This is a genomic window from Cutibacterium modestum, assembly GCF_008326345.1.
GTDB classification, from domain to species: domain Bacteria; phylum Actinomycetota; class Actinomycetes; order Propionibacteriales; family Propionibacteriaceae; genus Cutibacterium; species Cutibacterium modestum.
This window is the reverse complement of record NZ_BJEN01000002.1, coordinates 219,960-246,054: the sequence shown is the minus strand read 5'-3', so window position 1 is coordinate 246,054 and position 26,095 is coordinate 219,960. Positions and strand designations below refer to the sequence as shown.

Below are 26,095 nucleotides of genomic sequence, written 5' to 3'. Positions count from 1 at the left end.
GTTAGTTGATGGCGGTTGAGAGATCTTCGGGCGGATCGGCTAACACTGTGACGGCCTCGTCAGTGCGGCCGGGAAGGTTCCACAGCAATATGCCGACCGGCTTGCCATCGGACAGGTAGTAAACAACCTGCCCATCACCGACTTTCACCGAGGTGGTCTCGAGACTGGAGTCGAGGGTGCCGACGGCTTCCCAACGCACTCCGAAAACTTGTGAATACATCATCGGGGTATGGGTGTAGGGCTCTTCTGATCCCGCCATAGAGCGGCCGGCCACCTTGCCCATCGTGATGGCGTTGTCCACATGCTCGACGCGGATGCGGCCCAGCACCGAGTCCGGGTAGTTGGCGATGTCCCCCGCGGCCCAGATGGCCGGATCGCTGGTACGCAACTGCTCATCAACGACGACCCCGTCATCAACGGTAAGACCGGCTTCCTCAGCCAGGTTGGTGACCGGGGACGCCCCCAGGCCCGCGATGACATCGTCAGCCTGGAGGATGGTGCCGTCATCGAGGGTGACCTCGGCGACCTCATGCTTGCTCACCGAGGACACGTGTTTCCCAGTGACTAAGTGCACCCCAGCATCGGCGAAAAGCTTCTGATACTCAGACGCTACCTGGGCCGGGAACTGTGAACCACCCAGCGTCGGATCAGGCGTCACGAGGCTAACCTTGCAACCCTGCTGGACGAGACCTGCGGCAAGCTCGGCACCGATGTACCCGCCTCCGACCACCACGAACCGGTGACCGGGCTGAGCCAGGGCACGCAGTTTCTGGTAGTCGCGAGCGGATCGGAAGTAAAGGACGGCATCGCCGTCATCATCAATGCGCGAGGGGGTAAGGCCGGTAACGAGCAATAGCTTTTGGTAGCCGAATACTTGGCCGGAGGTAGCCAGGACGGTCTTGGCGTCGCGGTCGATGCTAAGCACCTCGGTGCCAAGCCGCAGTTCTGCTCCGGTGTCAGTAACGGTGCCGAGGTCGGTCTGGTCCCAGGTGAACTCAGGGTCGGTCCACAGCTTCTTACTCAGCGCTGGCCGAGGATATGGAGCGTCGACGTCGGCGCTGAAAATGGCGATCGACCCTTCCTTGTCGATGTCACGGATACCGCGGGCGGCAGCATCAGCGGCCATCCCGCCACCGACGATAAGGTACTGGTACGTCGTCATATGTGCTCCCAAGGTGGGGTTTATCGCCGAAATGATGCGACACAAACCACGGTAACCAGCCAATCCCGATTCTTCGAGAGTTCCGGCGAGCTTTCGCACTGGGCCAAGTTGTGGCATATCGGCGTACAACGGCACGCCATGCCACGTGGGTGGCACCCGTCGACACCAGAAACCCGATTACCACACCGCCGGGAAAGCCCCTGACAAGACACGAGGCCCGCCCGCGGACGGACCTCGCAATAGGGTGAGAGGTGGGTCAGGCGCCACCCTCCTCGGCAACCGAGTCGACATCCTTCATTTTTGCCTGGGTCCACGGGGCAATCACGAAAAGCACCACCGCTACGAGAATCGTCACGATTCCTAAACCGGAGTAGAACACCACATCGCCTAGGTTCTTGGTGCGCTCGATCATCACCGAGGCGAGGCCCTGGCCACAGGCTGAGGCGAGCAACCACAAGGTCATGTTCTGGGATGCGAACTTCTTCGGGGCCAGTTTAGTCGCGGTCGACAGACCGATCGGATTCATGAACAGCTCGGCAACGGTCTGAATGACGAAGACCACCGCCAGGAACCACCACGGTGCGAGCTTGTTCCCGCCTGGCCAACTCTGGAAACCGAACCCCATTATGAGGGCGGTTACACCGATGATGAACACCGAGATGGCGAACTTCTGTGGGGTATTGGGGAACTTCCCCTCCCTGCGCCGGAACCACATGCCTAGCAGGCCGGCCAGGACCAAGACTGCGGCCGGGTTGATCGTCTGGTACTGCTCGGGCTCCACTGACCACGACCCGAAGATGCGTCCGTCGGTGTTGTCCTTGGCAAAGGTAGCCATCTTGCCAGCCGCCTGCTCGAAGATCATGGTGAAGAGCACTTGGCCAATCCACAACGGTACAAATGCCCACAAATGGCCACGCTCACGATTCGTGACCTTCGAGGAGCGAAACATTGTCACGAAGTAACCCAATGCCGTTACCGAGGCAAAGGCGAACAGGGCGTAGGCGATGGCCGAGGTCCACTCCCCCAGCAGGGCTTTGAACCCGATGGCAAGGACGGCACCGATGACGGCAATGCCCAGCGCGCGGAGCACCATCCGGCGGCCTTCGCCGGGGGCCAGCGGATTAGGGATATCGAAGGCGAACTCACGCAATTTGGAACGCCCGTGGAAGAATGCGATCAGGCCCAAGGCCATGCCGATGGCAGCGGCGATGAAGCCTACGTGGTAGCCGTAACGATCCTTGAGCAGTCCGGTAACGACCGGCGCGAACAGGGATCCAATATTGATCGACATGTAGAAGTACAGGAATCCCTGATCACGGCGGGGGTCGCCGTCATCGTAAAGACCGCCTACCACCGTGGATAAATTCGGCTTGATAAAGCCCGTGCCAATGGCGATGCAGATGAGGCCGATCCACGACGTCACCACCTGCGGAATGGTCAGGATGACGTGACCCGTCATGATGATGAGGCCACCGCACAGGGTGGACATCCACGGTCCAAGGATGCGGTCGGCAAAGACCCCGCCAGGAATCGTCATCAACAACACTGCGGCACCATACGAAGCCATTACAACCTGGCCGGCGTTGATCGGCAATCCCAGCCCACCGTGGGCCAAGGTGTCGGTAATGAAGTAGACGAGGATAGCCCGCATACCATACCACGAGAACCGCTCCCACATTTCGACCTGGAGCATCCACGGCAAACCTCCGGGGTGGCCCAGGAATGACTTGTCGTCACGCGACGATCCTGTCACCAGATGCTTAGGCCGAAAGCCTCGTGCTTTGGTGATGGCGGCGACGCCTTCTGCGTCGGCATCAAGCGGTTCAAGGGACATTTTCCCTTCCTTTCCGATGGTTTAGGCGCTACGAAGCCCTCCAAGGCAATGGATTCGGAGCTCCCCTGGGGAAATGCCCAACCTGTGCCCAAGTGGTCGCACCTGTGTTCATCGCATCGCAACAGCGTCGTCACAAGTGTGAATTAATGACGGGGATAGGCTAGTACTGAGTACTACTCGCGCGCGACCAGGGGCTATTTATCATCCGGCACGCTTGTCCTCGTGGTGGCCCGAATCACCCCCGATGACCGCCCTACCGGTTGTCACCAGCCGGCAGAGCGCCAAGGTGAAAATCCACCAGAACAGCGCCACAGGGAAGTTTTTGATGAGGTAGGTGTCCATGAGGAACGCCGGCATCGTCGCCAGCACGCCCAAGGACAAGACGGGATATCCCCCATGAATTCCCCTAACACATATCGCGATGACAGTCCCCAGACAGACCAAGAGCAGGGCAAGCCCGATGACACCAAGCTCACCGACAACCTGGACGACGAGGTTGTGGGCGTGTGGAAGGCTGTAACCATAAAGAGTCAGGCGCATCCCGTGAGATGATTCAGGCATAAACGTGGACTCGACAGCGAACCATGGCCAAATTGTTCCGTAGCCGGTCCCCACCAGGAAATGGCTCGGCGAATCCAAAACGACGTGTCCAGCCAATGCCCAGGTTCGCGCACGCGCCGGATCAACGAGAGACCCTGTGCGGACCGTCGACACCAACCATATGGCCACCCCTGATGCCACAATTGCCGACGTTGCGATGATGGCACACTGTTTCCGCGTCCGATGGGAGCGCCCGAAAAGCACCAGCCCGACGATAAATAACGCCAGACTGATGATTCCGGCACGAGACCCCGATGCCGCCAAGCAGGCAAGATGACTGACGGCAGCCATACTGGAGACGATCCGGTGGCGGTTTCGTATCGCAGCATCCACGACCACGGCCAGGGCCAAGATGAGAAGGACGTGCCCGATCGCGGCGCCACCGAGTCTGGTAGCTACCCGCCACCCGGTGGTATTGCCTTCGACGTACTCGCGAACGAGATCAATCGGGTTGGCGATGGCCATCAGCATCGACAGCCGCCACAGCGCACTTCCTAGGTTTCCCACTGCGATCAACCGGCACGCGAAAATGGCCACAAGCAGGGTCACGGTCGCCTCCGCCAAGGGCATCACTAAGGCATATAGCGGAAGATCCCGGATAATTCCCATGGAATCGTCGTAGATGACATGGTCGTGGAACGGGAGTGAGGCCGCAGCCCATGCCAACAGGGCCAGGAAACTGCATGTCACGAGGGTGAGGGATCGGGACCACTCGCGCGGCGCTGGTACCCCTCTCAGATCCCGCAGGATGCACAATAGTTCGAGCACCAGGGCCGCTACAGCAAAGAGCGGGAGCATCAGCTGACATGCACCATTGTCGAAGACGGGCTGGGCCACCGTTATGAAAGTGCAGGTGATGAAAAGGCATGCGACGACCGCCTCGGCCGCCCCGCTGAACCACTGAGCGGGGGCAACTGAGCGCCATGACGTTACGGCCGGCGAGCCGTCAGGGGAATCGTGGAAACGAAAGATGGACGTCATTCTATCTGTGGGGCAGCTGGCCACTCCAGGGCCTAGGGAAACCGACCGGAGGTGAACACGAGTCGGGCCGGACCTTAGCGGCCCGGCCCGACGATGACCGTTACATCAGGAGATCTTGACGAACTCGCTGGTAGCGGCGGAGGTGATCATCGCCTCGCACACCTGGACGACCTTGGCGCCCTGAGCCATCGTCACGATGTCGGACTCCTTACCCAGAACGGCATCACGGAAGTTCTCGTGCTCGGTACGCAGCGGCTCGGGCTTCGGGATCGCGAACCTGGTGACGTCACCCTCGGCGACACCGCGGAAATTGGCGATGTCGTCCCAAACCGTCGCAACCTTGGCGTTGGAGTAGAAGGTGAGGTCGGCGGTTAGGGTGTCCGCGACGAACATGCCCTTCTCGCCGGTCACGAAGGTGCGACGCTCCTTGGTCGGGGTCAGCCAGTTGACGAGGTGGTTGCTCATGAGCCCACCGGAGAGCTGGCAAGTCGCCGAAACCATGTCCTCGTAATCACGTCCGGCCTTGAACATGGTGCGGGCAGCGACCAGCTCGAACTCACGCTGGGTGACCCAAGCAGTGAGGTCAATGTCGTGGCTAGCGAGGTCCTTGACGACACCGACATCAGCGATACGGGCTGGGAACGGTCCCTGGCGGCGGGTGGCCACCTGGTAGAGGTCACCGAGGTCACCATTCTCCAGACGCTTGCGCAGCGACTGCAAAGCTGGGTTGTACCGCTCGATGTGTCCGACCGCGCCAACCAGACCTTTACTCTCGAAAGCCTCGGCCAGACGCGTCGCAGCCGCAGTGTCGTAGGCCAGCGGCTTTTCGATGAGGGCGTGGACTCCTGCCTCGGCCAGCTTGAGGCCGATTTCCTCGTGGAATTTCGTCGGGGCGGCAACGACGCAGTAGTCGACACCCGCCTCGATGACTGCATCGACGTCGGGAAGGACGGGCAGGCCACCGGAGACCCCAAACGGGTCCTTGCCGGAGGCATCCGCGATCGCGACCAGATCGACGCCGTCAATGGCGCGCAGGTTGCGGACGTGATTCTTACCCATCGATCCGATGCCGACCATGCCGGCGCGCAAATTCGCCATCAGGCACCTGCCTTCGCACAGGCGTTGACGCCGGCGATGATGCGCTCGAGGTCAGCCTGGGACAGCGAGGGGTGAACCGGCAGCGAGACACACTCCGCAGCGACCTTCTCAGTGTTCGGCAGCTCCAGGCCCGGGGCGTAGGGGGCCAGCGACGGCAGACGGTGGTTCGGAATCGGGTAGTAGACACCCGAGCCAACCTGATGCTCCTCCTTGAGGGCGGTGACGAAGCGGTCACGCTCCTCGCCGGTGGCTCCCTCAAGACGGATCGTGTACTGGTGATACACGTGCACGTAACCCTCCGGCACGGCAGGGGTGACGACCTCAGTAATGTTCTGGGACAGGAATACCGCGTTCTCCTGGCGGGTCTTCGTCCAGCCGGCCAGCTTGGTCAGCTGTACCCGACCGATGGCGGCGTGGATATCGGTCATGCGGTTGTTAAGACCGACGTACTCGTTAGCGTAACGCTTCTCCATGCCCTGGTTGCGGAGCATGGCGGCCTTGCGGGCGACCTCCGGGTCGGAGGTGGTGATCATGCCGCCTTCACCCGAAGTCATGTTCTTGGTCGGGTAGAAGGAGAAGGCTCCGAAGGTGCCAAAGGTGCCAACGTGTTTACCGTCGATGTTGGCAGCGTGGGCCTGAGCGCAGTCCTCGAAGATTTTGAGGTCGTGCCTGTCGGCGATCGCGCGGATCTCCGACATATTGGCTGGCAGGCCGTAGAGGTGCACCGGCATGATCGCGGCGGTCTTGTCAGTGATGGAAGCCTCAATGGAAGCCGGGTCAAGAGTGAACGTGACCGGGTCAACGTCAGCGAAGACTGGTTTGGCGCCGGAGAGGGCCACCGAGTTGCCGGTAGCGGCGAAGGTGAAGGAAGGGACGATGACCTCGTCACCCTCACCAATGCCCGAGGCCAGCAGGCCGATATGAAGGGCCGAGGTCCCCGAGTTGACGGCGACGCAGTGAACCCCGTCGACGACCTGGGAGGAGAACTCGTCCTCGAAGGCGTGGACCTGGGGGCCTTGGGCAACCATGCCGGAGGCAATGACCTCGTCGACGGCCTTGCGCTCGTCGTCGCCGAGAATCGGCTTGGCGGGAGGAATGAACTGGGCGGTCATGTGAAAGCTCCTAACTGTTCGGACGGGGGTCCGGTCTGTGGGCACCGCGGCGCCCACGAAGGGGGTACTTGGGGGACGACGGCCTCAGGCCTGCCCGCCCTCGCTAACCAGGGTCAGCGTATCGGTAGCAGGATCCTCGACGAACCGGTCTCCGGTGCGCGAGTCGATCCACTTATTCTCGCCGTCGGGATCCAGAGGGAACCCAGAACGGCCCACCCACTTAATGCGACGAGCCGGAACACCAGCCACTAGAGCATATGCCGGGACATCCTTAGTGACGACGGAACCGGCAGCCACCGTGGCCCACTCACCAATTGTGACGGGCGCAATGCACACCGAGCGGGCGCCAACCGAGCAACCACGCTTGCAGGTCACACCCACCTGCTCCCAGTCGTCGACAGATTTGAGGGAGCCGTCAGGATTGATAGCGCGTGGGAAATGGTCGTTGGTCAGCACCACCGCTGGGCCGATGAAGACACCGTCTTCCAGCTTCGCGGGCTCGTAGACCAGTGCGTAGTTCTGGATCTTGCAGTTGCCGCCAACGTGAACACCCTCGCCGATGTAGGCACCACGGCCCACGACGACGTTCTGCCCGAGGACGGCCTCGCTACGAACTTGGGAAAGATGCCAGATCGACGAACCGTCGCCGATGGTCACACCGTCATCTAGGTCGGCGGTGTCGATGATCCGTGGTTCACCCATGTGGGACGCCTTTCATGCCGGTTACATCAGGGCCAGACTACTCGCGCGGACACCTAAGGCCCGCCACCCCCACGCGGCAATGGCGAAAAAACCGCTGCGGTCGCGCACCTTTCAACCAATTCAACACGCGGGTATCACCGGTCTACCTAGCTGCGCTGTGTAGCATGCACTGACGTGAACAGCCTTCCCTCCGAATCTACCGTCGCGCAATCTGGGTCTTCCGCCATTGAGCGGGGGGCCACTGCGGATTCCTCTCACCAGCCAACGAGCCCACACGACCCTGGCCAGCCGATCGATCTACTCGGATTCTTTAAGGGATTGGGGCGCCACTGGCTCGCTGGCCTCATAACCTTAATTGTCACCGCCGGGCTTCTCGTCGGCTATTCCCTCCTCATGGCACCCAAGGACACCGTCGGAACGGTCGCCGCCCACGCCCATGTAATGGTCACGCTGCCCGAACCACGCACCGAAGCCCAGGCCACCGTCGAATCGGCTACCGTCGGCCAGATCATGAGCAACTACGTCGCTCTCACGACCCCTGACCCCATCGTCAACACCGCCGTGAAGTATCTCCACGACGGAACAACCGCAGACGACCTTAAGGCGTCCGCCTCGCTGTACTGGGGTGGAGGCGGCACCGTCATTGCCGTCTACTCGATGGGAACAAACCAGGAGCAGGCGACCGAGCGCGCCAACGCCTACGCCCGCGCGTTCACCGAAAAGGCGAACGATCTGGTCCCCACTTCCCTCGACGGTCTTCCACAGCCGAAGCTAACCATCGTTCAGCAAGCCTTTCCTTCCGATCCCAACCCACACGCTCCTGTCACTACCACGAGCAGCAACAAGCTCCTGTCCCCGGCGGTGGGGGTACTCGTCGGTCTAGTTCTCGGACTTGTTGTCATGGGCGTCCTGGAGTATCGCTCCTCACGCCGCTCCATGGCCTCCCACTGACCGCTCGACGTGCGCCGCAGCATACGGGGCACATGCCGCTGCGGGACATCCGACACGGTTCGCTGCGACAGTTTCTGCAGTAATGCAGCTAGCGGCAACAAGGTAGAGCCAGGTCACGTGATACCGCAGAGTTGATGACGGAACGACCCCGAGCACAGGGAAGAGCATCACAACGGTGAGTCCAAAGGCTGCCTGCCAATCGGCCACGGGTCGACGCGGCAAGAACCCACGGACCAGAATCCACAGCCAACAGGCTACGAAAAGGATCATCGCGATCACTCCGTAGCGCAGGATGATCTCCAACAACAGGTTGTGCGGGTCCATGAGGACGTTGCCGAACAGAGCCGACGCCCGGGCTTGGTACTCCGACAGCGAGCCGTATCCGAGGAACAGCGCCACTGGATCGGACAGCGTCATTGATAATGCGTTGGCCATGATGGTGCCACGCTCCGCGGTGGAGTGGTCTTGCACATAGGGGCTCATCCACAGCCCGGCGCCCAGCACGAGGACGAGTGCTCCCCCCCAGAAGAAGGCACGCACCCCCATAGCTGCGGTGTGGAGACGGCGGACATTAAGCACGAACAACAGGATGACGGCACAGATGCAACCAAACAGGGCACCTCGAGACCCGCCAATGAGGACCATCGCCAGACACGTCGCCAGGATAAACAACCGACCGAGACGAACCGCACCACCCTTCGGGTTAAACCACAACCGGGCCAACACAGCAGTAAAAAGCATCGCCATAACGACGCCGTAGTCGTTGTAGTTCGGGTAGGTCGCAGTGACAATCCATCGACTCTTCGACACCGCACCCAGCGTATTGGCCCCCGGATAGAGCAACGGCAGCAGCTTAACGCCGGTCGCGATCTCCCCCATTCCAATGAGCCAGACGAGGATCGCACCCCAATACAGGCCGTTAAGGACCTGGCGAGCCACCCTCCCCGGATTAGCCGACCGGAACACCACGAGGGTCACACCGATCACTGCGAGCATGATGGAGGCGCTGTTGCCAGTGTCAGCTATCACCCCGAGGTGGAACAGCACCACGGCAACCCCGGAAGCCACCACGCAGCACGCCTCGACCGCGACGAGAGGGGTCACCCTGAGACGAGAGGGAAACCGCGTCTGCGCCATCAGGATGATCCACGGCGCGATGAGCAAGAATAGGAAGCTCATAGGCAGACGCATTACCAGCAACGCGGCAACCACCCCCAGCCAGACCCCCGCGGTGGACCGGCTCGCCACCACTTGACAGTCCAACGGCGTTCCTGCCTCCGCGACACTCATCGTCGATCCACCGCAGCAAGGGCCGTGGCCAATTCCTCCACCCGGGCTGACCAGGTGTGCTGGTCACGTGCAGCCATGACCCTGTCAAAGGCTGCATCGACCTGCTCGGGATGCCGGGTGAGCTGCTCAAGGAGAGTGGCGAACTCATCCACCGACGCCTTCACCGTCCATCCAAGTTTGTCGTGCGTCACGACATCCCCGACGAATGTGCCTTCGGTGGCGATGATCGGCTTACCGTTGCCGATGTACTCGAAGAGTTTGAGAGGAGCTGCAAAGCCTCGGTACTCGTGCGGGGCCATCGCCAGGACCGCCACATTGGCTGCCGCGAAGTAGGGCTCCAACTCCTTCTTGCCGTTGGCGTGAACAACCTTGATGTTGTCCCCCATAAGCGGCCCGTAGTCTTTGCGGGCCTGTTCCCACTCCTTGGGCCGGGTACAGATCGTCAAAGATGTCTCGGGGACACTGGCCACTGCCTCGCAGAAGTCACTCAGGTCGTAGAGGGAACCCAGTCCACCGACGTAGAACATCGACAGCGGCGATGACGGGGGTGCCGTCGGGGTCTCGTCAATATCGTGGCCGGGGGGTAGGGCAACCTTCTTCACCCGATCACCGACGTCAACCCACTCTCCCATACGCAGTGAAGGCAAGAACAAGACGTCGAGGCACTGCCGGTAAGCGAGCAGGTCGTAACGGTACATCGTCTGGGCCACAAGCTGTTTGGCCTTCGGGACGCCTTCACCGTAGAGCGGGAACTTCCAGTACACGTCACGATAGAACAGGCCTACCGGAATGCCATGCCGACGCAGACGGGTCAGGAAGGCGAAGTCTTGTACGGGGTGAGTCGGCAGGTGGTGAGGCTCGGTAAGAGTCGTGGGCATCGTCGAGGACTCGGAATAGCAAAACTCGAACCGGGTACCAGCCCTGACGGCATCCATCACGACCTTCATCCGACGGCGTCGCTGGTTCGCATTTCCCGCAACTAACCATACTTCTCCCCACTCGACTAAGGCCTTGAACATCGCCACTGCTCGCTTCTGCCCTCCGAACGTCGTGTTCGGGTCGAGCGGGTAGGGAACGTGGTAGATGCAGCGTCGGACCTCGCGGGCTGGTCCGGTTTGTGACATGGCTTGTCCTCCGATTCGCCGAGCTATTCACCGTAACCGTACCCGAGGCCTAGGACTGCTTCAGGCGTGCAACAGCGCAATCCCCCAACCGCTGTGGCAATCACGTTAGGGAACCGCCGCCTAGCGATCCTGGATAGCATGGACCCCCTGTGCCAACCGTATTGCCACACGTGGTCGACCTGGGCACTACTCCGCACCCTCGCGAGGACGACGAACCTGACAGGTTAGGATCACCACATGGCACATCGAGAGTCGACGTTGATCCTCCTGACGAATACCTATCCGCTGTCGCGCGGAGAAGAGTTCCTCGAGAATGAGATCGACCATGTGGGACGTGCTTTCGACCGAGTGGTGGTCATCCCAATCCAGGCCGGTCCGGACGATGCACAGACACGGGTCATCCCGAGCAACGCCGAGGTAATGCGAATTGCCCGGACTACGCCCCGGAGCCTCGACCGGACCCTCACTACCGCCAAGGGGTTGTTTCTGCTGCCACCCACCGGAGTGGACTGGGCAGAAACTCGACGCCACCCGCGCCTGCTCATCTCTGACGCCCACTTCGAGGGTCGCGCCCAAACAGCTCTTGACGGCATCCTTGCCAAAATCCCGAACCTCAGGCTGACCCCGGAGACCCACGTCACGATCTACTCCTTCTGGCTCCACCTTACGGCCCGCACCGCAACCCTGTTGGCTGACCAGTTGCGCGCTCAAGGAGTCACCGTGGACCGCGTGGTCTCCCGCGCCCATCGCTACGATCTTTACCCCAACATCGCCCCTCGTAATCACATCCCAGAACGTCGCCTTCTACTACAGTCTCTTGACGAGATCTGCCCGGTCTCGGAACAGGGGACTCGGGAACTACAGACAACGTGGCCGCAGTTCGCCGATAAAATCGAAACCCGTTACCTGGGAACCGCTGACCCCGGTCCGACAGCCCAATGTTGGCGCTCACCCTTCACCATCGTCAGCTGCGCCCACCTGAGTGCCGTCAAGAGGATGACCCGAATGCCGGCGATCCTCGCCAGGGTGCGGGCAACTGGCATCGACGCCAGGTGGACTCACCTAGGCGACGGCCCAGAGATGGACGCCCTGCGCCAGGAGGTCGCCGCTCACGGCGTCAAGGAAGCCGTCACCCTGCTCGGCCACGTCGACAACACCCAGGTCATGGCGACCCAGCGTGATCTCAAACCATCGGTCTTCATCAACCTGTCAGCCTCCGAGGGGCTACCCGTCTCCATGATGGAAGTAGCCTCCCTCGGCATCCCGATCGTGGCCACCGACGTCGGTGGGGTGGGCGAGATCGTCTCGTCCGACAACGGTCATCTACTACCCGCCGAATTCACCGACGCCCAGGCGTCCGACGCCTTGGTGCAGCTGGCACATCTGTCCGACGACGAATATTCACAGGTGTGTCAGGCATCACGCCAAGTATGGGAGGACCGGTTCCGCGCTTCCGTGGTCTACCCCGAATTCTGTCGCGAGGTGCTGGGCGGACGCTGATCGCTCCACACTACGACTGACAAAGCCACCGCCCACCACCACATGCTCACGCCAAAGTTCTTAATGAGATAGGTGTCAAGAAGGAAAGCCGGCAGCGTAGCAACGACCGCCCACCGCAATACGACCTCCGCAGAAGAGCAAATACCGTCAAGCAGATGGCGAACCAACTCCACCACGGGAACTAGCAGAACCGGGATAAGCAGGACAAGCCCCAGCAAACCAAGCTCCACGAGGACCGCCAACACGGTGGAGTGCGCGCTGGTGAGGGTGGGCCCCCACTCCGTCATCATCAACCCACGCCAAGGCTCGCGTCGAGCATGAGAGTCGTAGAGATACCATGGCCACAAACGCCCCGACCCGAATCCGAAAAATACATGGTTGAGGTCGCTCGACCACACCTCTATCCCGGTTCGCAACGTGCGGGACCTCATCGGATCGGACGGATTCAACATGCGCCGAAGCCCGGGGACCAAGACCACCATGCCGACGACGACTACAGCCAGTGCTGCGAGTCCCCCCCAGACTACTCGCCCATGACCCGCCCCTCTCGCTACCCAGGAGCGGCGCCATACCACCGAGCCGATCGCGCATCCGAGCACGAACAGGGTTGCACAAGCCAGCCCGGCTCGCGAACCTGTCAATATCACAGCGACAAGGGCGCCAACAGCCAGCACCCCACTTGCGACACGCTGGTAACCGGCCAGCGCAGCCGCCACCAACACACCACAGGCCAGCAACAACGCAACGTGGAGTACCGCAGAACCACCCATACCAGTCGCGAGTCGGGCGGATCCGTGCACCTTCATGGCACGAGGCCACTGCAGATAGGACGCGCACGTCATGACCACGGCAGGCCACCACAGTCGCTCGATGACCACCCGTTGGGATGACCCGATCGTCAGCCCCGCGGCCACTGACAGGCCAGCGAGGAGAGTCACAACCGCAGTAAGGGGAGCCATAACTAGTAAGGACCTGGTCACCGGCTCCATCCCGAGACGAGGTAGCGGACACATGGACGCCGAGGCGATAGCCCACATCATGAGGCCCAAAGCCCCGCCAAGAATCCACCGTCCCGCCGGTCCAAGCTCATGACGACGCAGCCACAACGCCGGTCCACAAGCCAGGATGACCAAAACATCAACGATGAGGTAGCTACTGACGATCCATGGCGGCGAAGTGAGCCCATGCCGGAAATCAGCGAAAGCCTCGACGACCACGAGTATCGACAGTCCCCAGGAGGTCAGCGGACCGATATCCCGCCGGTAGCGTTCCAGCCCGATTAAGGTCACATGACTCAACTGGCCCACCCCCCGGTAAAGAATCGCCAGCCCCACCACACCATGACAGCGAGATCAACAGCGACAATGATGCCCATAATTCCCCGCCACAGCAGCACCAGACCGGGCGGCTTAGACGGGCCGCGACTCGCCTCACCAAGGGCGACGAAGAGCGGAAACCACAACAAGGTGGCACGATTAACACTCATATACCAGTAGCCGATCGAAAAGGCCACTACTTGAATGCCCACCCAGGATGCCGAGGCCCAACGACATCGGATAAGGCAGTAGAGGAACACCAGGATGCCCACCGCCACCGAAACCAACTCGAGCCGAAACATGATCGCTACGCCCATAGCCCCAGCGCCATAGGTGGACTGCCAAGCCTCGGCGTGGGTAGCCGGCAAGGTGTGTCTCAGAGTCTCTACCGGAGTCGTGAAACCACGCCCCCAACCCTTCGTCTGTGCCCTGGACCATGCGGTCCACGACCCTGTCAGCCGATGTAGCCACACCACGAACGCCGCCAACACAGCGGTGGGCACCAGCAAAATGGACAATCGATTGACGACATCTGTGATGCGACTCCGTCGGGCAGCCCGGCTCGTCGGACGACGCTTATCCCCATCACCGACAACTGCCAAAACTGCCAGCGCTCCTATTAGAAAGAGGCCAGAAACTCGGAACGTGCATGCCACACCGGCAAGGAAGGCTGCCGGCCACCACCGCCCAGCACGAGCGCGCTCCCAGGCCCAGAAAGCGGCAGCGCAGAAAGGTGCCTCAGTGTAACCGACAACGGTGAATACGGCTGTCGGAGCGATGAGCCACAGACAGGCAGGAAGCATCCCGCCAATCCGGAAGAGAGCCCAGGCGGCCAGGGCCGAACCAATCAGACCGAGAAGTACCCCGGTGACCTCCATGGGAATACCAAGAAGGTTGCCACCTTTCAGCAAGGCCGGAAGCCCGGGAAAGAACGCCATTTCAAGAGGCTCAGCGTACCCGTTGCGCGCGATCGACATGTAGTGCTGTACGTCCCAGTTCCCCGTCACCTGAGACAAAGTGCGGTGGTACCCGGCCATAACGACCACGGCGACAACCAACAGGATCGCACGGCTTCCCAACCAGGTCTGGGCCACCAGGCGTCCGTCAGCATTAGGAGCGAACCGCCTAACCGCCGAGCATCCGGCGCGCGTCATCGAGCAGCCTCCGCGCGGGCACCCTCAACAGGTTCAGGAGCCGGATCCGGGGCGTGATCGAGGACACCACCGGTGGGATCGTCGGTATACCTCACCCTGACGACGTCATTCCAGGGCCGTCGGATATCATCCACAACACCCCACGCGAACCACATTTCGCAGGCCAGCCGCAACACTATCGACGCCCAATACACGACGTCAGCGTCAGAGCCACCAGGCAGCGAGAGCCCACCCAGATGGGCCCACACAGCTAAGGAGTAGAAGCACTCCCCCACCATGAGCACAGCCCAGTCCCGCAGGTCGGGGCGGGCCAGGGCCGCCAGCGGGACAAGAAGGAGTATCCACTGCGGTGAATAGACCTTGTTGGTGATGAACAGAATCAACAGGGCCACGCAGGCCACTTGAGCGATGCGTGGGCGCCTCGGCACCGTCATCGACAGCCACGCCAGGCCGAGCAAACCGCCGACCGTCAAGGTGCCCGTAATCCAACCAACACCCGGAATTGTGCCACCGGAAGAGTCCTGAATGACGTACCAGATCGTTCCCAAACCAGTACCTGACCAGAAAGCTGAGCGCAAATAAGTCCACCAGGTAGTAAGGCTCAGACAGGCCGCGATGAGGTGACACACCATCAGCACCAAAAACCCTGACAGAAGGCACCGACCCAATTCCGGCAACCGCGTCGCACGCAAACAACACACCAAGACAGCGAAGGCCACCACGGCCGCCTGGAGGCTCCCCGCGCACGCCAGGCCCATAAGAATTCCAGCCAGCCACGGGCGACGACGAGCCCAGGCCAGCATGGACGTCGTCGCTAGGGCAACCGGGACCATGGAGAAGTCGATGAGACCGGCGAGGTACACCACCGGGCACAGCACCACCCAGAAAACGTCCCAGGATCGCCGCCGGGCCTGAGTCGGATGATCCTTATCATCGACCGGAAGGTTCGTGTCCGATCCGCGCCCCAGCAGCATGACTGAGATGACGACCGCCAGAAAAGCCACGAAGAGCACAACCTGGGCCACCCCCCAGTAGGCATTGGCGGCGTCCAGGACTTGCTGATCCGTGGCCTTCGGGGAGACTTCTGCACCAAAAGCCCACACCATTCGACGGCAGAACGCCATGAAAACGGTTATAAGGGGGGTCTGGGCAATACCAGGGTTCGCGAACAACGACCCGCCGTGACCCATCCCTGAGGAGCGATATATCGTCGGGATATCCGAGTAGCACTGCCGCTGATACGGATCGACGATTTTAGTTACGTTGTACTGCACACACGGGGTAACGCGATAGATCGTCAATAACCAAACCACGATAGCGCTCATGATGGCCCAGGGCCCCGGATCAAAGAAGATGCCACGCGGCCAGGCATGTCGGCCCATACGCCCACCGATACGACGGTCCAGTCCCAGTTGAGACACCCAGGATCCTCTCGGTGCATCAAGGGCGCGGCGAGCCACGTAACCCGTGGATCCGTCATTTGGGTATACGTCAACACGCCTCCCAGCAGCGAGGGCGTCGTCGTTTGGATCGGGGATAGTCACGTGGTCAGGCTACCTATTGTGTGCCCGGCCACTTGGTTGGCTCCCACCGCGCGTCGTCTCACCCGAGGTGGGACGAGAGGTGTGCGTGGATGTATGGGTCGGCATGGGAGTGTGCCTGTGTGTCAGTATGGAGGTCGGCGTGGGCGTACGGTCCGGCGCGGTCCCCGTTGAGGAGGGCTTGGAGGACCTAGAAGGTGCCGATGATGGCTCTGGACTAGAAGTCCGAGTAGAAGTCGGTTTTGGCGGCTCGTCCGACGACTCTGGGTCGTCCTGGCTCGATCGGTCCGAATCGCTACGGGAATCATCCTCGACCGACACCTGCGGACGCTTCGTGGAGCCATAGTGTTTGCCTGACAGATTCACCCAGTCTGGATCGGCGAAGGGCTCGTTGGGCATCCCCCTCATCGCCGTCTGCATGTAGTCAAGCCAGGTGAGAGCCGGGTAATCACCACCGTGGAAACCGGTTGCCCCTTCACGGGCGTAGGGATCGAGGTTCTCATTGCCGCTATCGCCGGCCACGAACATGACAGCCGTCGAGATCTGCTTGGTGTAGGCGACGAACCACGCCGCTGTCACCCCGTCGCCGACTCCCGACGTACCCGTTTTTCCAGCCACCTGGTGGTCGAAATCGGCAACAATTCGCCCAGTGCCCTCATCAACCACGGATTGCAAGGCGTAACTGACGTCATGGCTGATATCGGCCTCAATGGCTTGCTTCGACGGCGCAGGAGCGTGGTAGACGACCTTGCCGGACTGGTCAACAACCTTCTCCACAATGTGTGGGATGACCAATTTGCCGTCATTGGCAATCGTCGCATAGCCACCCGCCTGGGCCAGTGGACTCACCTCAGCAGTGCCCAAAGCGATGCGGTTGTTCAAATCCCATCCATTCCCCTTAGGCAAACCAGCGTCAGTGGCAGCCTGAACAACAGCCTTCGGACCATTCTTCGTCCGCGACACCATGTCAACGAAAGCGGTGTTGATCGACTTCGCAATGGCCCGACGCAAACTGACGGTGCCGTAGTTTGCGTCGCTATCGTTATGAACCTCAGTGCTGTCACCGTCAGGTGTGAAAGCGTTGCCGTCCAGCCGAGAGCGCAAGCTGAATCCATGGCGCATTCCTGCTACGACCGCATAGGTCTTGAAGGTGGACGCCGCCGGACGCGCAGTACGCGCCCAATTGCGGGTGTTGGAGATATAGTCGTCGCCACCGTAAAGGGCCACGATGCCACCGGAACTAACGTCGACTGAGGCGAGCGCAGGGTGCAGATTCTTGGCTCCCTTAGGACCAGCGTTGCGGCCCGCGATCTTCTTGTACTTCTGACCTGCAGCCACAGCAGCTTTCTGGTCTTTAGGATCCAGGGTGGTCGTCACCTTGAGGCCACCACCCTTGATCTGTTCATCAGAGAACCCTCTAGCGATGAGCTCGTCGTGAACCATCTTCATGAGGTAACCGTCGGTTCCCGCCCATCGGTTGTAGTCGGGAACCTTAGGGAATCTCGGCAGCTGCCGATAAGCCTCATCGTGCTGGGCCTGAGTGATATTGCCAGCCTCCCGCATGCCGTCGAGGACGTACCGGTACCGCTGGAGCAACCTCTATCGAGCGGCCACACCACCACTAGGATCGAAGTTCGATGGGCTGTTGAGCACCGCGGCCAACACCGCCGACTGAGACAGGGTGAGCTTAGAGGCATCAGTGTAGAAGAAAGCCTTAGCGGCGGCCTGGACCCCGTAAGCTCCCCGGCCAAAGTAAATGGTGTTGAGGTATCCGGCGAGAATGTCCTCTTTAGAGACCTCCTTGCCCATCTTCATGGCCAGGAGGAGTTCCTTGAACTTGCGGCCCATAGTGCGTTCTTGTGACAGGTACAACACCTTGATGTACTGCTGGGTAATCGTCAAACCGCCCTGCATCTCCCCGCCGCGTGCGATCGCCCACGCGGCGCGCGTCATGCCCTTGACTGAGATACCCGGATCGGACCAGAAAGTGCGATTCTCCGCCGAGACGACGGCATCACGCAGGGTCTTCGGCATCGCCTTGTAAGGAATCGATTGACGGTTCTGCACCGAGAAAGACCCGAGGCGGCTGCCGTCCCGGTAGTAGATGAACGAGGTGTTCGTTTGGAAGTCGCGGTTGGGGTCGGGGAGCTCCGTGCGCTGATAGGCGACAAAGATCCCGATGACGGCGATGATCGTCAACGACAGGAGCGCGATTAGCAGGCCCCGGAGGAACTTTCCCAGCCTAGGTGACGGCGGGGCTTTCTGGCGGCCCGACGAGCCCTTCTGGCGCCGCCTCCAGTCGCGGGGTCCTGGCGCCTCGGTAATCTCCGGGCGGGTTTGTGCTCAGCCATAAATGTCCTCCACGGTCGGCTGATGGCGAGGTGGGCGACGGCGTCGACCGTCACCCAGGACGTAGTCGACGAGGATGTGGTTCCACAGACAGTCGGGGCAGACCTCGACCTCGTAGACGTGGAATTCGCCGAACTGGTGCTCCATCTCCTCTAGTTCGTCAAGGGTGCGGATGCGTCCCGAATATTGGCCCAGTTGGTGGCCGAGCAGGGCTAGCCGGGGGGACTCGCAGACCGGGCACTTGTGGTCGAGGGGCTCGCCATGGTGCATGGCGGTGCGCATCAGCATGGGGTCGGCATCGCACGCCGTCGGGGCGTTGAGGTCGACCTGGGGGCTGCGCAACGCCTCCAGGGTGTGACGGCGTTGCAGGGCGTGAGAGACCACGTTTCGCTGCGTCTGCATGCCTTCTAGAGTACGGCGTAGCTCAGACGACTCCGCAGCACCAGTGTTCGACGGCGCGTTCTCGAAGAGTCCATCGCACCTGCTTCGAGCCCCGTATGGCAATCGGGTTGGGAAGGGTGGGTACCATCCCTACTGGCACCAAACCCCGTCCTCAGCACATTCACCACACCGGTCTCGTGGAAGGTTCGTGGAGGTGCACCACACCGGTCTCGTGGAGGAGCCCGAGCCACTACCCCTATGCTCGGACCTATGTCCGAAGCCCTCCAGTTACACCGCGCAACCCTCGATAACGGGATGCGCGTGGTCGTCAACCCCGACACCACCTCCCCCGGAGTTGCCGTCAATATGTGGTACCGGGTGGGGTCGGCCGACGAAGGGGTCGGCCATTTTGGGTTCGCCCACCTCTTTGAGCACCTGATGTTCTCAGGCACGACGAGCGGCATCGCATCGAGCGAACATCTAGCGACGATCGAGTCGGTAGGCGGTTCAGCGAATGCGTCTACCAGCTTCGACCGCACCAACTACTTCGAAACGGTGCCAGCCGGGGCGCTGGAACTGGCACTGTGGTTGGAGGCTGAGCGGCAAGCGCACTTGGCCGTCACCGATCAGAACCTCGCGACCCAGCGCGAGGTCGTCAAGGAGGAGAAGCGGCAACGCTACGACAACACTCCTTATGGAGATCTGCTCGACCTACTCCTTGACGGAAGGTTTGGGGACGAGCATCCCTACGGCCACCCGACCATCGGTTCAGTACCCGACCTCGACGCCGCCCGCCTCGACGACGTCACCACCTTTCATTCCACCTGGTATCGGCCTGACAACGCTGTTCTCGTCATCTCCGGGTGCGTCGAGGCCGACAAAGGGTTGACCCTGGCCAATAAGCACTTCGGGGCGGTTCCCGCTGCCACCGGAGACGTCCCCGAGCGCATTCAGGGACCAGTTCGCCACGACAATCCTCGGGTAGTCATGGTGCGTCCCGTCCCGCGGACCGCAGTGACCCGGGCGTGGGTCACCCCGCCCATCACCGACCCCGACAATCTCGCCGTTGCGATGGCCGTCGACGTCCTCGGGTCGGGGATGAGCTCCCGACTTATTCGCAGCTTGGAACGAGAGCGCCACCTCGTCGACGGGGTGGGTATGAACGACTTCGGTCTGGCGCGAGGAACGTCGGCGGCGCTAGTGTCGGCGCATCTCAAACCGGGGGTCTCTGAGGAGGAGCTGACCGGGGCCGTCGACGAGATTATCACTGAACTCGCCGCCAACGGTCCGAGCCAAGCGGAGTTAGAGCGGGTGCGCGCCCAAGTGGAACGGGGTTGGTTGGAGTCACTGTCCGTCGTTGACGAGCGAGCTGACATACTTAATATGCACGAGTCGCTGTTGGGAGACGCCACCCTCGTCAATACTCACCTCGACCGGGTCCGGGCCATCACCGCAGACCACATCGCCGAAGCTACAAGACGGTGGCTATCTCCCCATCAGGCGTCGACCGTCGTCCACCAGGAGGCGTGATGAACATTCGCAAAGATCGTCCTCTCACCGATCGGCCCATCGTGCGCCCCGGTTCGCCGTGGTCGTTCCCGCAGTGCATCGTCGAGACCCTGCCGACCGGCCTTACGGTGGTACGCGTCCCGATGCCCGGCCAGCGGATTGTCACTATGGAAATCGGGTTGCAAGCGCCACTGGATGCCGAGCCTGCTGGCTTCGAGGGTCTTGCTGGACTCGTTGTCCGCACGGCCGACGAATCCACCGGCCCCCACCCCGGTGCAACCTTCGCTGAGGCCATGGAATCGATCGGGGCCAGTTACGACGGCTCGGCCGGGTTGGCCGGAAGTCATGTCGGCGTTGATGTGCCCGTAACGAGGTTCGACGCTGCCGCCCAACTCTTCGTCGAATTATTAACGGCCACCAGCCTCACTGAGGAAGACGTCGCTCGTCAGATCGACGTGGCGCGAGCCTCCCTGGCTCAGACCAGCCAGCACGGATCAGCCCTGGCCGGGATCGCGGCAGCACGGGCGTTATGGCCGGTGGGGTCACGGTCATCCCTGCCCACGATCGGTACCCTCCCATCAGTAGAAAACCTGAGTGCCACAGCCGCGCGGGAGTTCTGGGCCGCACACTGGACGATCTGCGGCGCCGTGCTGGTGGTGGCCGGAGAGGGAGTCGAGGGCCTCGATCTATCAATCTTCGAGGGGTGGACAGCCAGCGGTTCCCCCACGCAGGTAGCTCCATCCCAGCCGCGCCTCGATGGACCGCGGGTGATCCTTATTGATCGCCCCGACGCCGTGCAGGCCGATGTGCAGATCCAGCAAGCCACTGTTGGACGCGCCCACCCAGGTTGGCCAGCCCTCAAAGTCGCATGCGGCGCTCTCGGCGGAACGTTCGGGTCGCGCCTCAACCAAGTGTTGCGCGAAGCCAAAGGGTGGTCTTATGGGGTCGGAATGTCGGCCCGGCCACTCTCCGATAGCGGCCTAGCGACCGTCGCGGGATCCTTCCGCACCGAGGTCGGAGCCGACGCTGTGGCCGAGACACTACGCATCCTTACCTCCAACGACGACCTGCGAGCCGACGAAGTGGATGCCGCCCGCGACCACTCAGTTGGCATCGCCCCATTGCAGTACGACACTGCCGGTGCGGTAGCCCATCAAGTGGCTGCTCTGGTCGGGGTCGGCCTGGAACCGAATTGGGTCGACAATCACCTCGCCGCGGTGGCGTCGACGAGGGCGAATACAGGGAAATGGTCGGTAAACCGGGCCTGGCGGGAGCTGCTAAACCCCGACAGTTGGCGAGTCGGGATCTGCGGTCGAGCCGAGGAATTGACTCCCGCACTGGCTGAGCGTGGGCTCGAGGCCGTCATCATCAGCCCCGCCGAGGCGCTGTCGTAGCCGGAAGTACAGTCGGTTCCTGCCAAAAACTGCCCCGAATACGCGATGGCACCGTCACGATCTCGATTTTTGGCAGGAACCGACGGCGCTATGGGGATTCAACTCGCGGAAGTCGCCGCACGTCCTCTACACTATGAAGGTCCACGGGGCATTGGCGCAGTTGGTAGCGCGGCTGCTTTGCAAGCAGTAGGTCAGGGGTTCGAGTCCCCTATGCTCCACTGATCGGCGACGAAATCCCTCTGATAAGCGCAAACAGCCGGACGTGATAGTCGACAGATAGATATCCACTATTTCTCACGCTGCCCCTTTAACTGCTTAGGTGCTAAATATCCAGAACCTCACAGGGTGCGACGCGCAGCACCGAGTCGACCCGTTCTGCAAGTTCATCATCGGCTGCTCGCAACTCACCCAAAATCGCAAAAACTGTAAGCATACGATCTCCGACCATCCAGAATTCCTTGTCCCACGTTTCTGGATGTGACCAAAGATCTTCCTTGGCTTCGGCCCAGCTTGGCAGAACACGATGTACCTTCGACGCCACGGCAAACTGCTTCCTGACAGTTGCGTAGACAGTATCGATACGACAGCCCTGTTCGTGGTCACATTTCACCTTGACCAATCGACGCCCCATGAACGACACACGGTGGCCGATCCCATCAGTACGCAGATCTACCTCGACCTGCTCGGCCCCTCCCCTCATCAACTTGCGGCGTTTCACGTAACCGCGCAGAGCTTCGCTCACTGCAGGCGAAAATCCTCCTGCAAGCTCGGCTGCTTCTTGGAACAGCTTTGGTCTTCGCCGGAAACATACACGTTTCTAGTGGGCACGTGCGTTATTACATGCACATATCAGGAGTCAAGCACCAAGCGGTACCCCATTCCGGCGTCGGTGATGAGATACCGCGGATTGCTCGGTTCGGGCTCCAACTTCTTTCGCAGCTGCGAGATGTACAGCCTCAAGTATCCGGTGTCGGTGACGTGCTCGGACCCCCATACCTGATTCAGCAGCGTCTGGCGGGTCACTAACCGACCCTCGTTGTGAATAAGCAGCTCAAGCACACGCCACTCCGTCGGTGTCAACCTCACATTGGCCCCATCGCGAGTCACCGTGTGCGAGGTCAGGTCGACTCGCACCGTCCCGAATGCGATCACCGGCTCCGCACCGGACCTGTCGTGACTGATCCTCCTCGTCAGCACACGGATCCGAGCCAACAACTCATCCATCGAGAACGGCTTGGTGACGTAGTCGTCGGCCCCGGCATCGAGGGCCTCCACCTTTTCCGCTGACCCCGAGCGACCCGAGATGACGAGAATCGGTGCCTGGGACCAGCCTCGCACCGCCTCAATAACCTGCACCCCATCCAGACGCGGCATGCCCAGATCAAGCAGAAGAACGTCAGGCTTGTGGTCAACGGCCATCTCCAAGGCGTGCTCACCGTCCCGGGCGAGCAGGATCTCGTAGCCACGTGCCCCCAAAGTGATGCGCAAGGCACGCAGGATCTGCGGGTCGTCGTCGGCGATGAGAATCCTCATGCTCGCTCCTCCTCGCTCGGTTCCTGCCCACCCGTCCCGGGCCCAGTGGACGCCGGGGCAGGTTGCGACCGCTCGACGCCAACCTGCGGAAGTGAGATGACCATGGTCAATCCTCCCCCCGGGGTGGCCTCAGGCTCCACGGTACCGTCCATACCCTCAACGAACCCCTTCGACAGCGCCAGGCCCAGCCCGAGCCCGGTCGTCGGATCAGTGTCCCCGAGCCGCTGGAAGGGCACGAAGATCTCCTCGAACCGCTCGGGCGGCACCCCTTGCCCGTGGTCGACGACGCGGATCTCGACCCGGTGAGCGAAGGCCGACGTCGTCAACCGCACCCGTCTGCCAGCCGGCTCGAAACGTAGGGCATTGGCCATGAGATTGACGACCACCCGCTGTAGTAAAACCGGGTCGGCCAGTGCATCGGACACGTCGTGTCCTAGGTCCAGCTCGACGGCATCGGGCCCCAACCCCAGCTCGTCGATCGCTTCGAGGATAACGTCGGCCAAGTCGACCGGCATCGTCGAAACGGCCAGCACCCCCGACTGCAACCGGGAAACGTCGAGGAGGTCGCGCACGAGCACCGACAGCGTCTCCAGGGACTCGTCCGCCGTCGCGAGCAGCTCGCGCCAATCATCCTCGGACAACTTCGACCCCTCGCTGCGTAGCCCGGACACCGCAGCTCGGGCAGCTGCCAGGGGTTGACGTAGGTCGTGGCCTACCGCCGACAACAGCGCCGTACGTACCCGGTCAGTAGCCGCCAACGGCTCCACTGCCTTCGCCGTCTCCTCCAGCTGACGCTGCTCCATGGCCGTCCCCACCTGAGCGGCAATAACCAACATCAGCCGACGCTCCGAGGCGTCCGGCTCCGGGCCGTGGAATTCCAGCACGGTGTGGTCGTCAATGCGATGCTCCGTAACCTGATCGCTCGTTGTACCCCAATTTGCCACAACCCTTCCGTCGCTCATCAATCGCGCCCCAGACAACCCGAATGCCTCAGTAGCCTTGGACAACAGCGACTCAACGGCGTCCTCACCATGCAGTACCGACCCGGCCACCGATTCCAGCAGACCTGACTCGGCTGCAGCCCGTCGCGCCACTCGAGTCTTGCGAGCGGCGCGATCGACGACGACACTCACTAAGGCGGCGGTGAGCAGGTACAACAGCAGTGCCATCAAGTGCAACGGTTCATTGACGGTGACGGTGTAAAAGGGCTTAGTAAAGAAATAATCCAGCGCAATACCCGAAGCCAAGGCCGCAATGAGCGACGGGAGCGCCCCACCCACCAGAGCCACCACAACGGCCAGCAACTCGTAAGCCAGCACATCTGTCGTCAACGCCTCCGGGCTGCGCAACGACACCAACAACCACGTCAGGAGCGGTCCAAACACCGCCAGCGCGGCAAAACCGGCGATCCGACGCCGCGTCGACAACGACCCACCCATCCGTGGCAGACGCAGCGCCTTCGCCTGGGCGTCATGGCTGACGATATGGACGTCGATCGCGCCGGAAGCCCAGATGATGTCAGCCTCAACGTCATGTCCGGTCAGCAGCCGCGAAAGCTTCCCCCGCCGACTCGCCCCAATGACGAGCTGGGTGGCGTTGACCGACTTCGCGAACTCGATGAGGGTCTCGGGGATGTCATCACCGACGAGCTGGTGAAAGGACCCTCCTAACTTGTCCACCAACGCCCGCTGACGAGCCAGTTCACCCGGGTGCGGGGAGCGCAGCCCGTCCTCGGTGGTGACATGCACCGCCAGCAACTCTCCGCCACCGGCTCGAACCGCTATCCGGGCGCCGCGTCGCAGCAGGGTTTCGCCTTCACGACCCCCGGTCAGCGCCACGACCACTCGTTCGCGGGCCTCCCAGCGGGAGTCAATGCCATGCTCGCTGCGATAGTCAGCTAGGGCATGGTCGACCTCGTCAGCCACCCACAGCAGAGCCAGCTCGCGCAAGGCAGTGAGGTTTCCGAGCCGGAAGTAGTTTGACAAGGCCGCATCGATCCGTTCAGCCGGGTACACCTTGCCACTCGACAACCGGTCGCGCAGGGCTTGCGGGGCGAGGTCGACGACCTCCACCTGGTTAGCCCTGCGCAGCACGGTGTCCGGGATGGTCTCGCGCTGCGGGACACCGGTGATCTGCTCGACGACGTCATTGAGGGATTCGATGTGCTGGATGTTGACCGTCGAGATGACGTCGATACCGGCACTCAGAAGCTCCTCGACGTCCTGCCAACGCTTCTCGTTACGGGACCCGGAAGCGTTGGTGTGGGCCAGTTCGTCGACGAGGGCGACATCAGGGTGTCGGCCCAGCACCCCGTCGAGATCCATCTCGGGCAGTTCAATGCCGCGATGCTCGACGTCGTGCCGCGGGATGACCTCCAACCCCTTGGCCATGGCTGCGGTAGCTGCCCGACCGTGAGTTTCGACGATGGCGATGACGACGTCGGACCCACTGGCGCGAAGGTGTTTACCCTCGTCGAGCATGGCGTAGGTCTTGCCCACCCCGGGAGCCGCGCCGAGCAGCACCCGCAACCGTCCCGTGGCAGCCACCTCGTCCTCCTCGATCAT

18 protein-coding genes, 1 tRNA gene and 2 pseudogenes are annotated in these 26,095 nt (G+C 61.7%); 5 read left to right on the top strand and 16 right to left on the bottom strand.

The window, feature by feature from the left end; genetic code table 11:
* Position 1: 1 nt before the first annotated feature.
* The 6 genes from F1563_RS05695 to F1563_RS05670 all read right to left on the bottom strand — a co-directional run bounded on the left by F1563_RS05695 (position 2) and on the right by F1563_RS05670 (position 7,489).
* Positions 2–1,297: an NAD(P)/FAD-dependent oxidoreductase gene (locus F1563_RS05695; protein ID WP_371863507.1), complete on the bottom strand. Its 1,296-nt coding sequence runs from the start codon at positions 1,295–1,297 to the stop codon at positions 2–4.
* Positions 1,298–1,418: 121 nt separating this feature from the next.
* Complete coding sequence (locus F1563_RS05690) at positions 1,419–2,996, bottom strand: peptide MFS transporter (protein WP_002529232.1); 1,578 nt, start codon at positions 2,994–2,996, stop codon at positions 1,419–1,421.
* Positions 2,997–3,197: 201 nt separating this feature from the next.
* On the bottom strand, positions 3,198–4,577 hold the full coding sequence (locus F1563_RS05685; RefSeq protein ID WP_002529233.1) for an O-antigen ligase family protein: 1,380 nt from the start codon (positions 4,575–4,577) through the stop codon (positions 3,198–3,200).
* 105 nt (positions 4,578–4,682) lie between these two features.
* Positions 4,683–5,675 (bottom strand): Gfo/Idh/MocA family protein, encoded by a 993-nt coding sequence (locus F1563_RS05680; RefSeq protein ID WP_002529234.1) that lies wholly within the window; start codon positions 5,673–5,675, stop codon positions 4,683–4,685.
* Positions 5,675–6,787, bottom strand: a complete 1,113-nt coding sequence (locus tag F1563_RS05675) for a DegT/DnrJ/EryC1/StrS family aminotransferase (protein ID WP_002529235.1) — start codon at positions 6,785–6,787, stop codon at positions 5,675–5,677. The genes F1563_RS05680 and F1563_RS05675 overlap by 1 nt, the downstream gene beginning before the upstream one ends.
* An 84-nt stretch (positions 6,788–6,871) precedes the next feature.
* Positions 6,872–7,489 carry an acyltransferase gene (locus tag F1563_RS05670; protein ID WP_002529236.1) on the bottom strand — a complete coding sequence of 206 codons (618 nt, stop codon included), beginning with the start codon at positions 7,487–7,489 and terminating at the stop codon, positions 6,872–6,874.
* A 174-nt stretch (positions 7,490–7,663) separates the two neighbouring features.
* Between F1563_RS05670 and F1563_RS05665 the strand changes: the two genes are divergently transcribed.
* On the top strand, positions 7,664–8,440 hold the full coding sequence (locus F1563_RS05665) for a YveK family protein (RefSeq protein WP_002529237.1): 777 nt from the start codon (positions 7,664–7,666) through the stop codon (positions 8,438–8,440).
* On the opposite strand, the gene F1563_RS05660 is transcribed toward F1563_RS05665, so the two are convergent.
* Together F1563_RS05660 and F1563_RS05655 are read right to left on the bottom strand one after the other, a co-directional pair.
* Positions 8,414–9,730, bottom strand: a complete 1,317-nt coding sequence (locus tag F1563_RS05660; protein WP_002529238.1) for an O-antigen ligase family protein — start codon at positions 9,728–9,730, stop codon at positions 8,414–8,416. The genes F1563_RS05665 and F1563_RS05660 overlap by 27 nt on opposite strands.
* The gene (locus F1563_RS05655; RefSeq protein ID WP_149302594.1) at positions 9,727–10,854 is read right to left on the bottom strand and encodes a glycosyltransferase; all 1,128 of its coding nucleotides are present in this window, start codon (positions 10,852–10,854) and stop codon (positions 9,727–9,729) included. Before F1563_RS05655 ends, F1563_RS05660 begins: the two co-directional genes overlap by 4 nt.
* A gap of 237 nt (positions 10,855–11,091) precedes the next feature.
* On the opposite strand from F1563_RS05655, the gene F1563_RS05645 reads away from it, so the two are divergent.
* The gene (locus F1563_RS05645; RefSeq protein ID WP_002529240.1) at positions 11,092–12,354 is read left to right on the top strand and encodes a glycosyltransferase; all 1,263 of its coding nucleotides are present in this window, start codon (positions 11,092–11,094) and stop codon (positions 12,352–12,354) included.
* On the opposite strand, the gene F1563_RS05640 is transcribed toward F1563_RS05645, so the two are convergent.
* The 5 genes and pseudogenes from F1563_RS05640 to F1563_RS05615 form a co-directional block, all read right to left on the bottom strand.
* Positions 12,315–13,652 carry an O-antigen ligase family protein gene (locus tag F1563_RS05640; protein WP_172623604.1) on the bottom strand — a complete coding sequence of 446 codons (1,338 nt, stop codon included), beginning with the start codon at positions 13,650–13,652 and terminating at the stop codon, positions 12,315–12,317. The two genes, F1563_RS05645 and F1563_RS05640, sit on opposite strands and share 40 nt — an antisense overlap.
* A complete protein-coding gene (locus F1563_RS05635) occupies positions 13,649–14,824 on the bottom strand; it encodes a putative hexosyltransferase (RefSeq protein ID WP_002529242.1) in 1,176 nt (391 codons plus the stop codon). The genes F1563_RS05640 and F1563_RS05635 overlap by 4 nt, the downstream gene beginning before the upstream one ends.
* Positions 14,821–16,206: a glycosyltransferase family protein gene (locus F1563_RS05630; protein WP_002529243.1), complete on the bottom strand. Its 1,386-nt coding sequence runs from the start codon at positions 16,204–16,206 to the stop codon at positions 14,821–14,823. The genes F1563_RS05635 and F1563_RS05630 overlap by 4 nt, the downstream gene beginning before the upstream one ends.
* Before the next feature lie 171 nt (positions 16,207–16,377).
* Positions 16,378–18,716, bottom strand: a pseudogene (locus F1563_RS05625) (transglycosylase domain-containing protein).
* On the bottom strand, positions 18,709–19,116 hold the full coding sequence (locus tag F1563_RS05615) for a DUF5318 family protein (RefSeq protein ID WP_002529246.1): 408 nt from the start codon (positions 19,114–19,116) through the stop codon (positions 18,709–18,711). The pseudogene F1563_RS05625 and the gene F1563_RS05615 overlap by 8 nt, the downstream one beginning before the upstream one ends.
* Before the next feature lie 237 nt (positions 19,117–19,353).
* Here F1563_RS05615 and F1563_RS05610 point away from each other — a divergent pair, with 237 nt between their 5' ends.
* The 3 genes from F1563_RS05610 to F1563_RS05600 all read left to right on the top strand — a co-directional run bounded on the left by F1563_RS05610 (position 19,354) and on the right by F1563_RS05600 (position 22,216).
* A complete protein-coding gene (locus tag F1563_RS05610; protein WP_002529247.1) occupies positions 19,354–20,625 on the top strand; it encodes a M16 family metallopeptidase in 1,272 nt (423 codons plus the stop codon).
* Positions 20,626–20,747: 122 nt separating this feature from the next.
* Positions 20,748–21,998 carry a M16 family metallopeptidase gene (locus F1563_RS05605; protein ID WP_172623632.1) on the top strand — a complete coding sequence of 417 codons (1,251 nt, stop codon included), beginning with the start codon at positions 20,748–20,750 and terminating at the stop codon, positions 21,996–21,998.
* Between the two features lie 145 nt (positions 21,999–22,143).
* Positions 22,144–22,216: transfer RNA gene (locus tag F1563_RS05600), tRNA-Ala, on the top strand.
* Positions 22,217–22,320: 104 nt separating this feature from the next.
* On the opposite strand, the pseudogene F1563_RS05595 reads toward F1563_RS05600, so the two are convergent.
* From F1563_RS05595 to F1563_RS05585, 3 genes and pseudogenes are all read right to left on the bottom strand, one after another.
* Positions 22,321–22,844 (bottom strand): annotated as a pseudogene (locus F1563_RS05595) (EXLDI protein).
* A 3-nt stretch (positions 22,845–22,847) separates the two neighbouring features.
* On the bottom strand, positions 22,848–23,531 hold the full coding sequence (locus F1563_RS05590; protein WP_002529250.1) for a response regulator transcription factor: 684 nt from the start codon (positions 23,529–23,531) through the stop codon (positions 22,848–22,850).
* On the bottom strand, positions 23,528–26,095 hold the full coding sequence (locus tag F1563_RS05585) for a sensor histidine kinase (protein ID WP_268869505.1): 2,568 nt from the start codon (positions 26,093–26,095) through the stop codon (positions 23,528–23,530). The genes F1563_RS05590 and F1563_RS05585 overlap by 4 nt, the downstream gene beginning before the upstream one ends.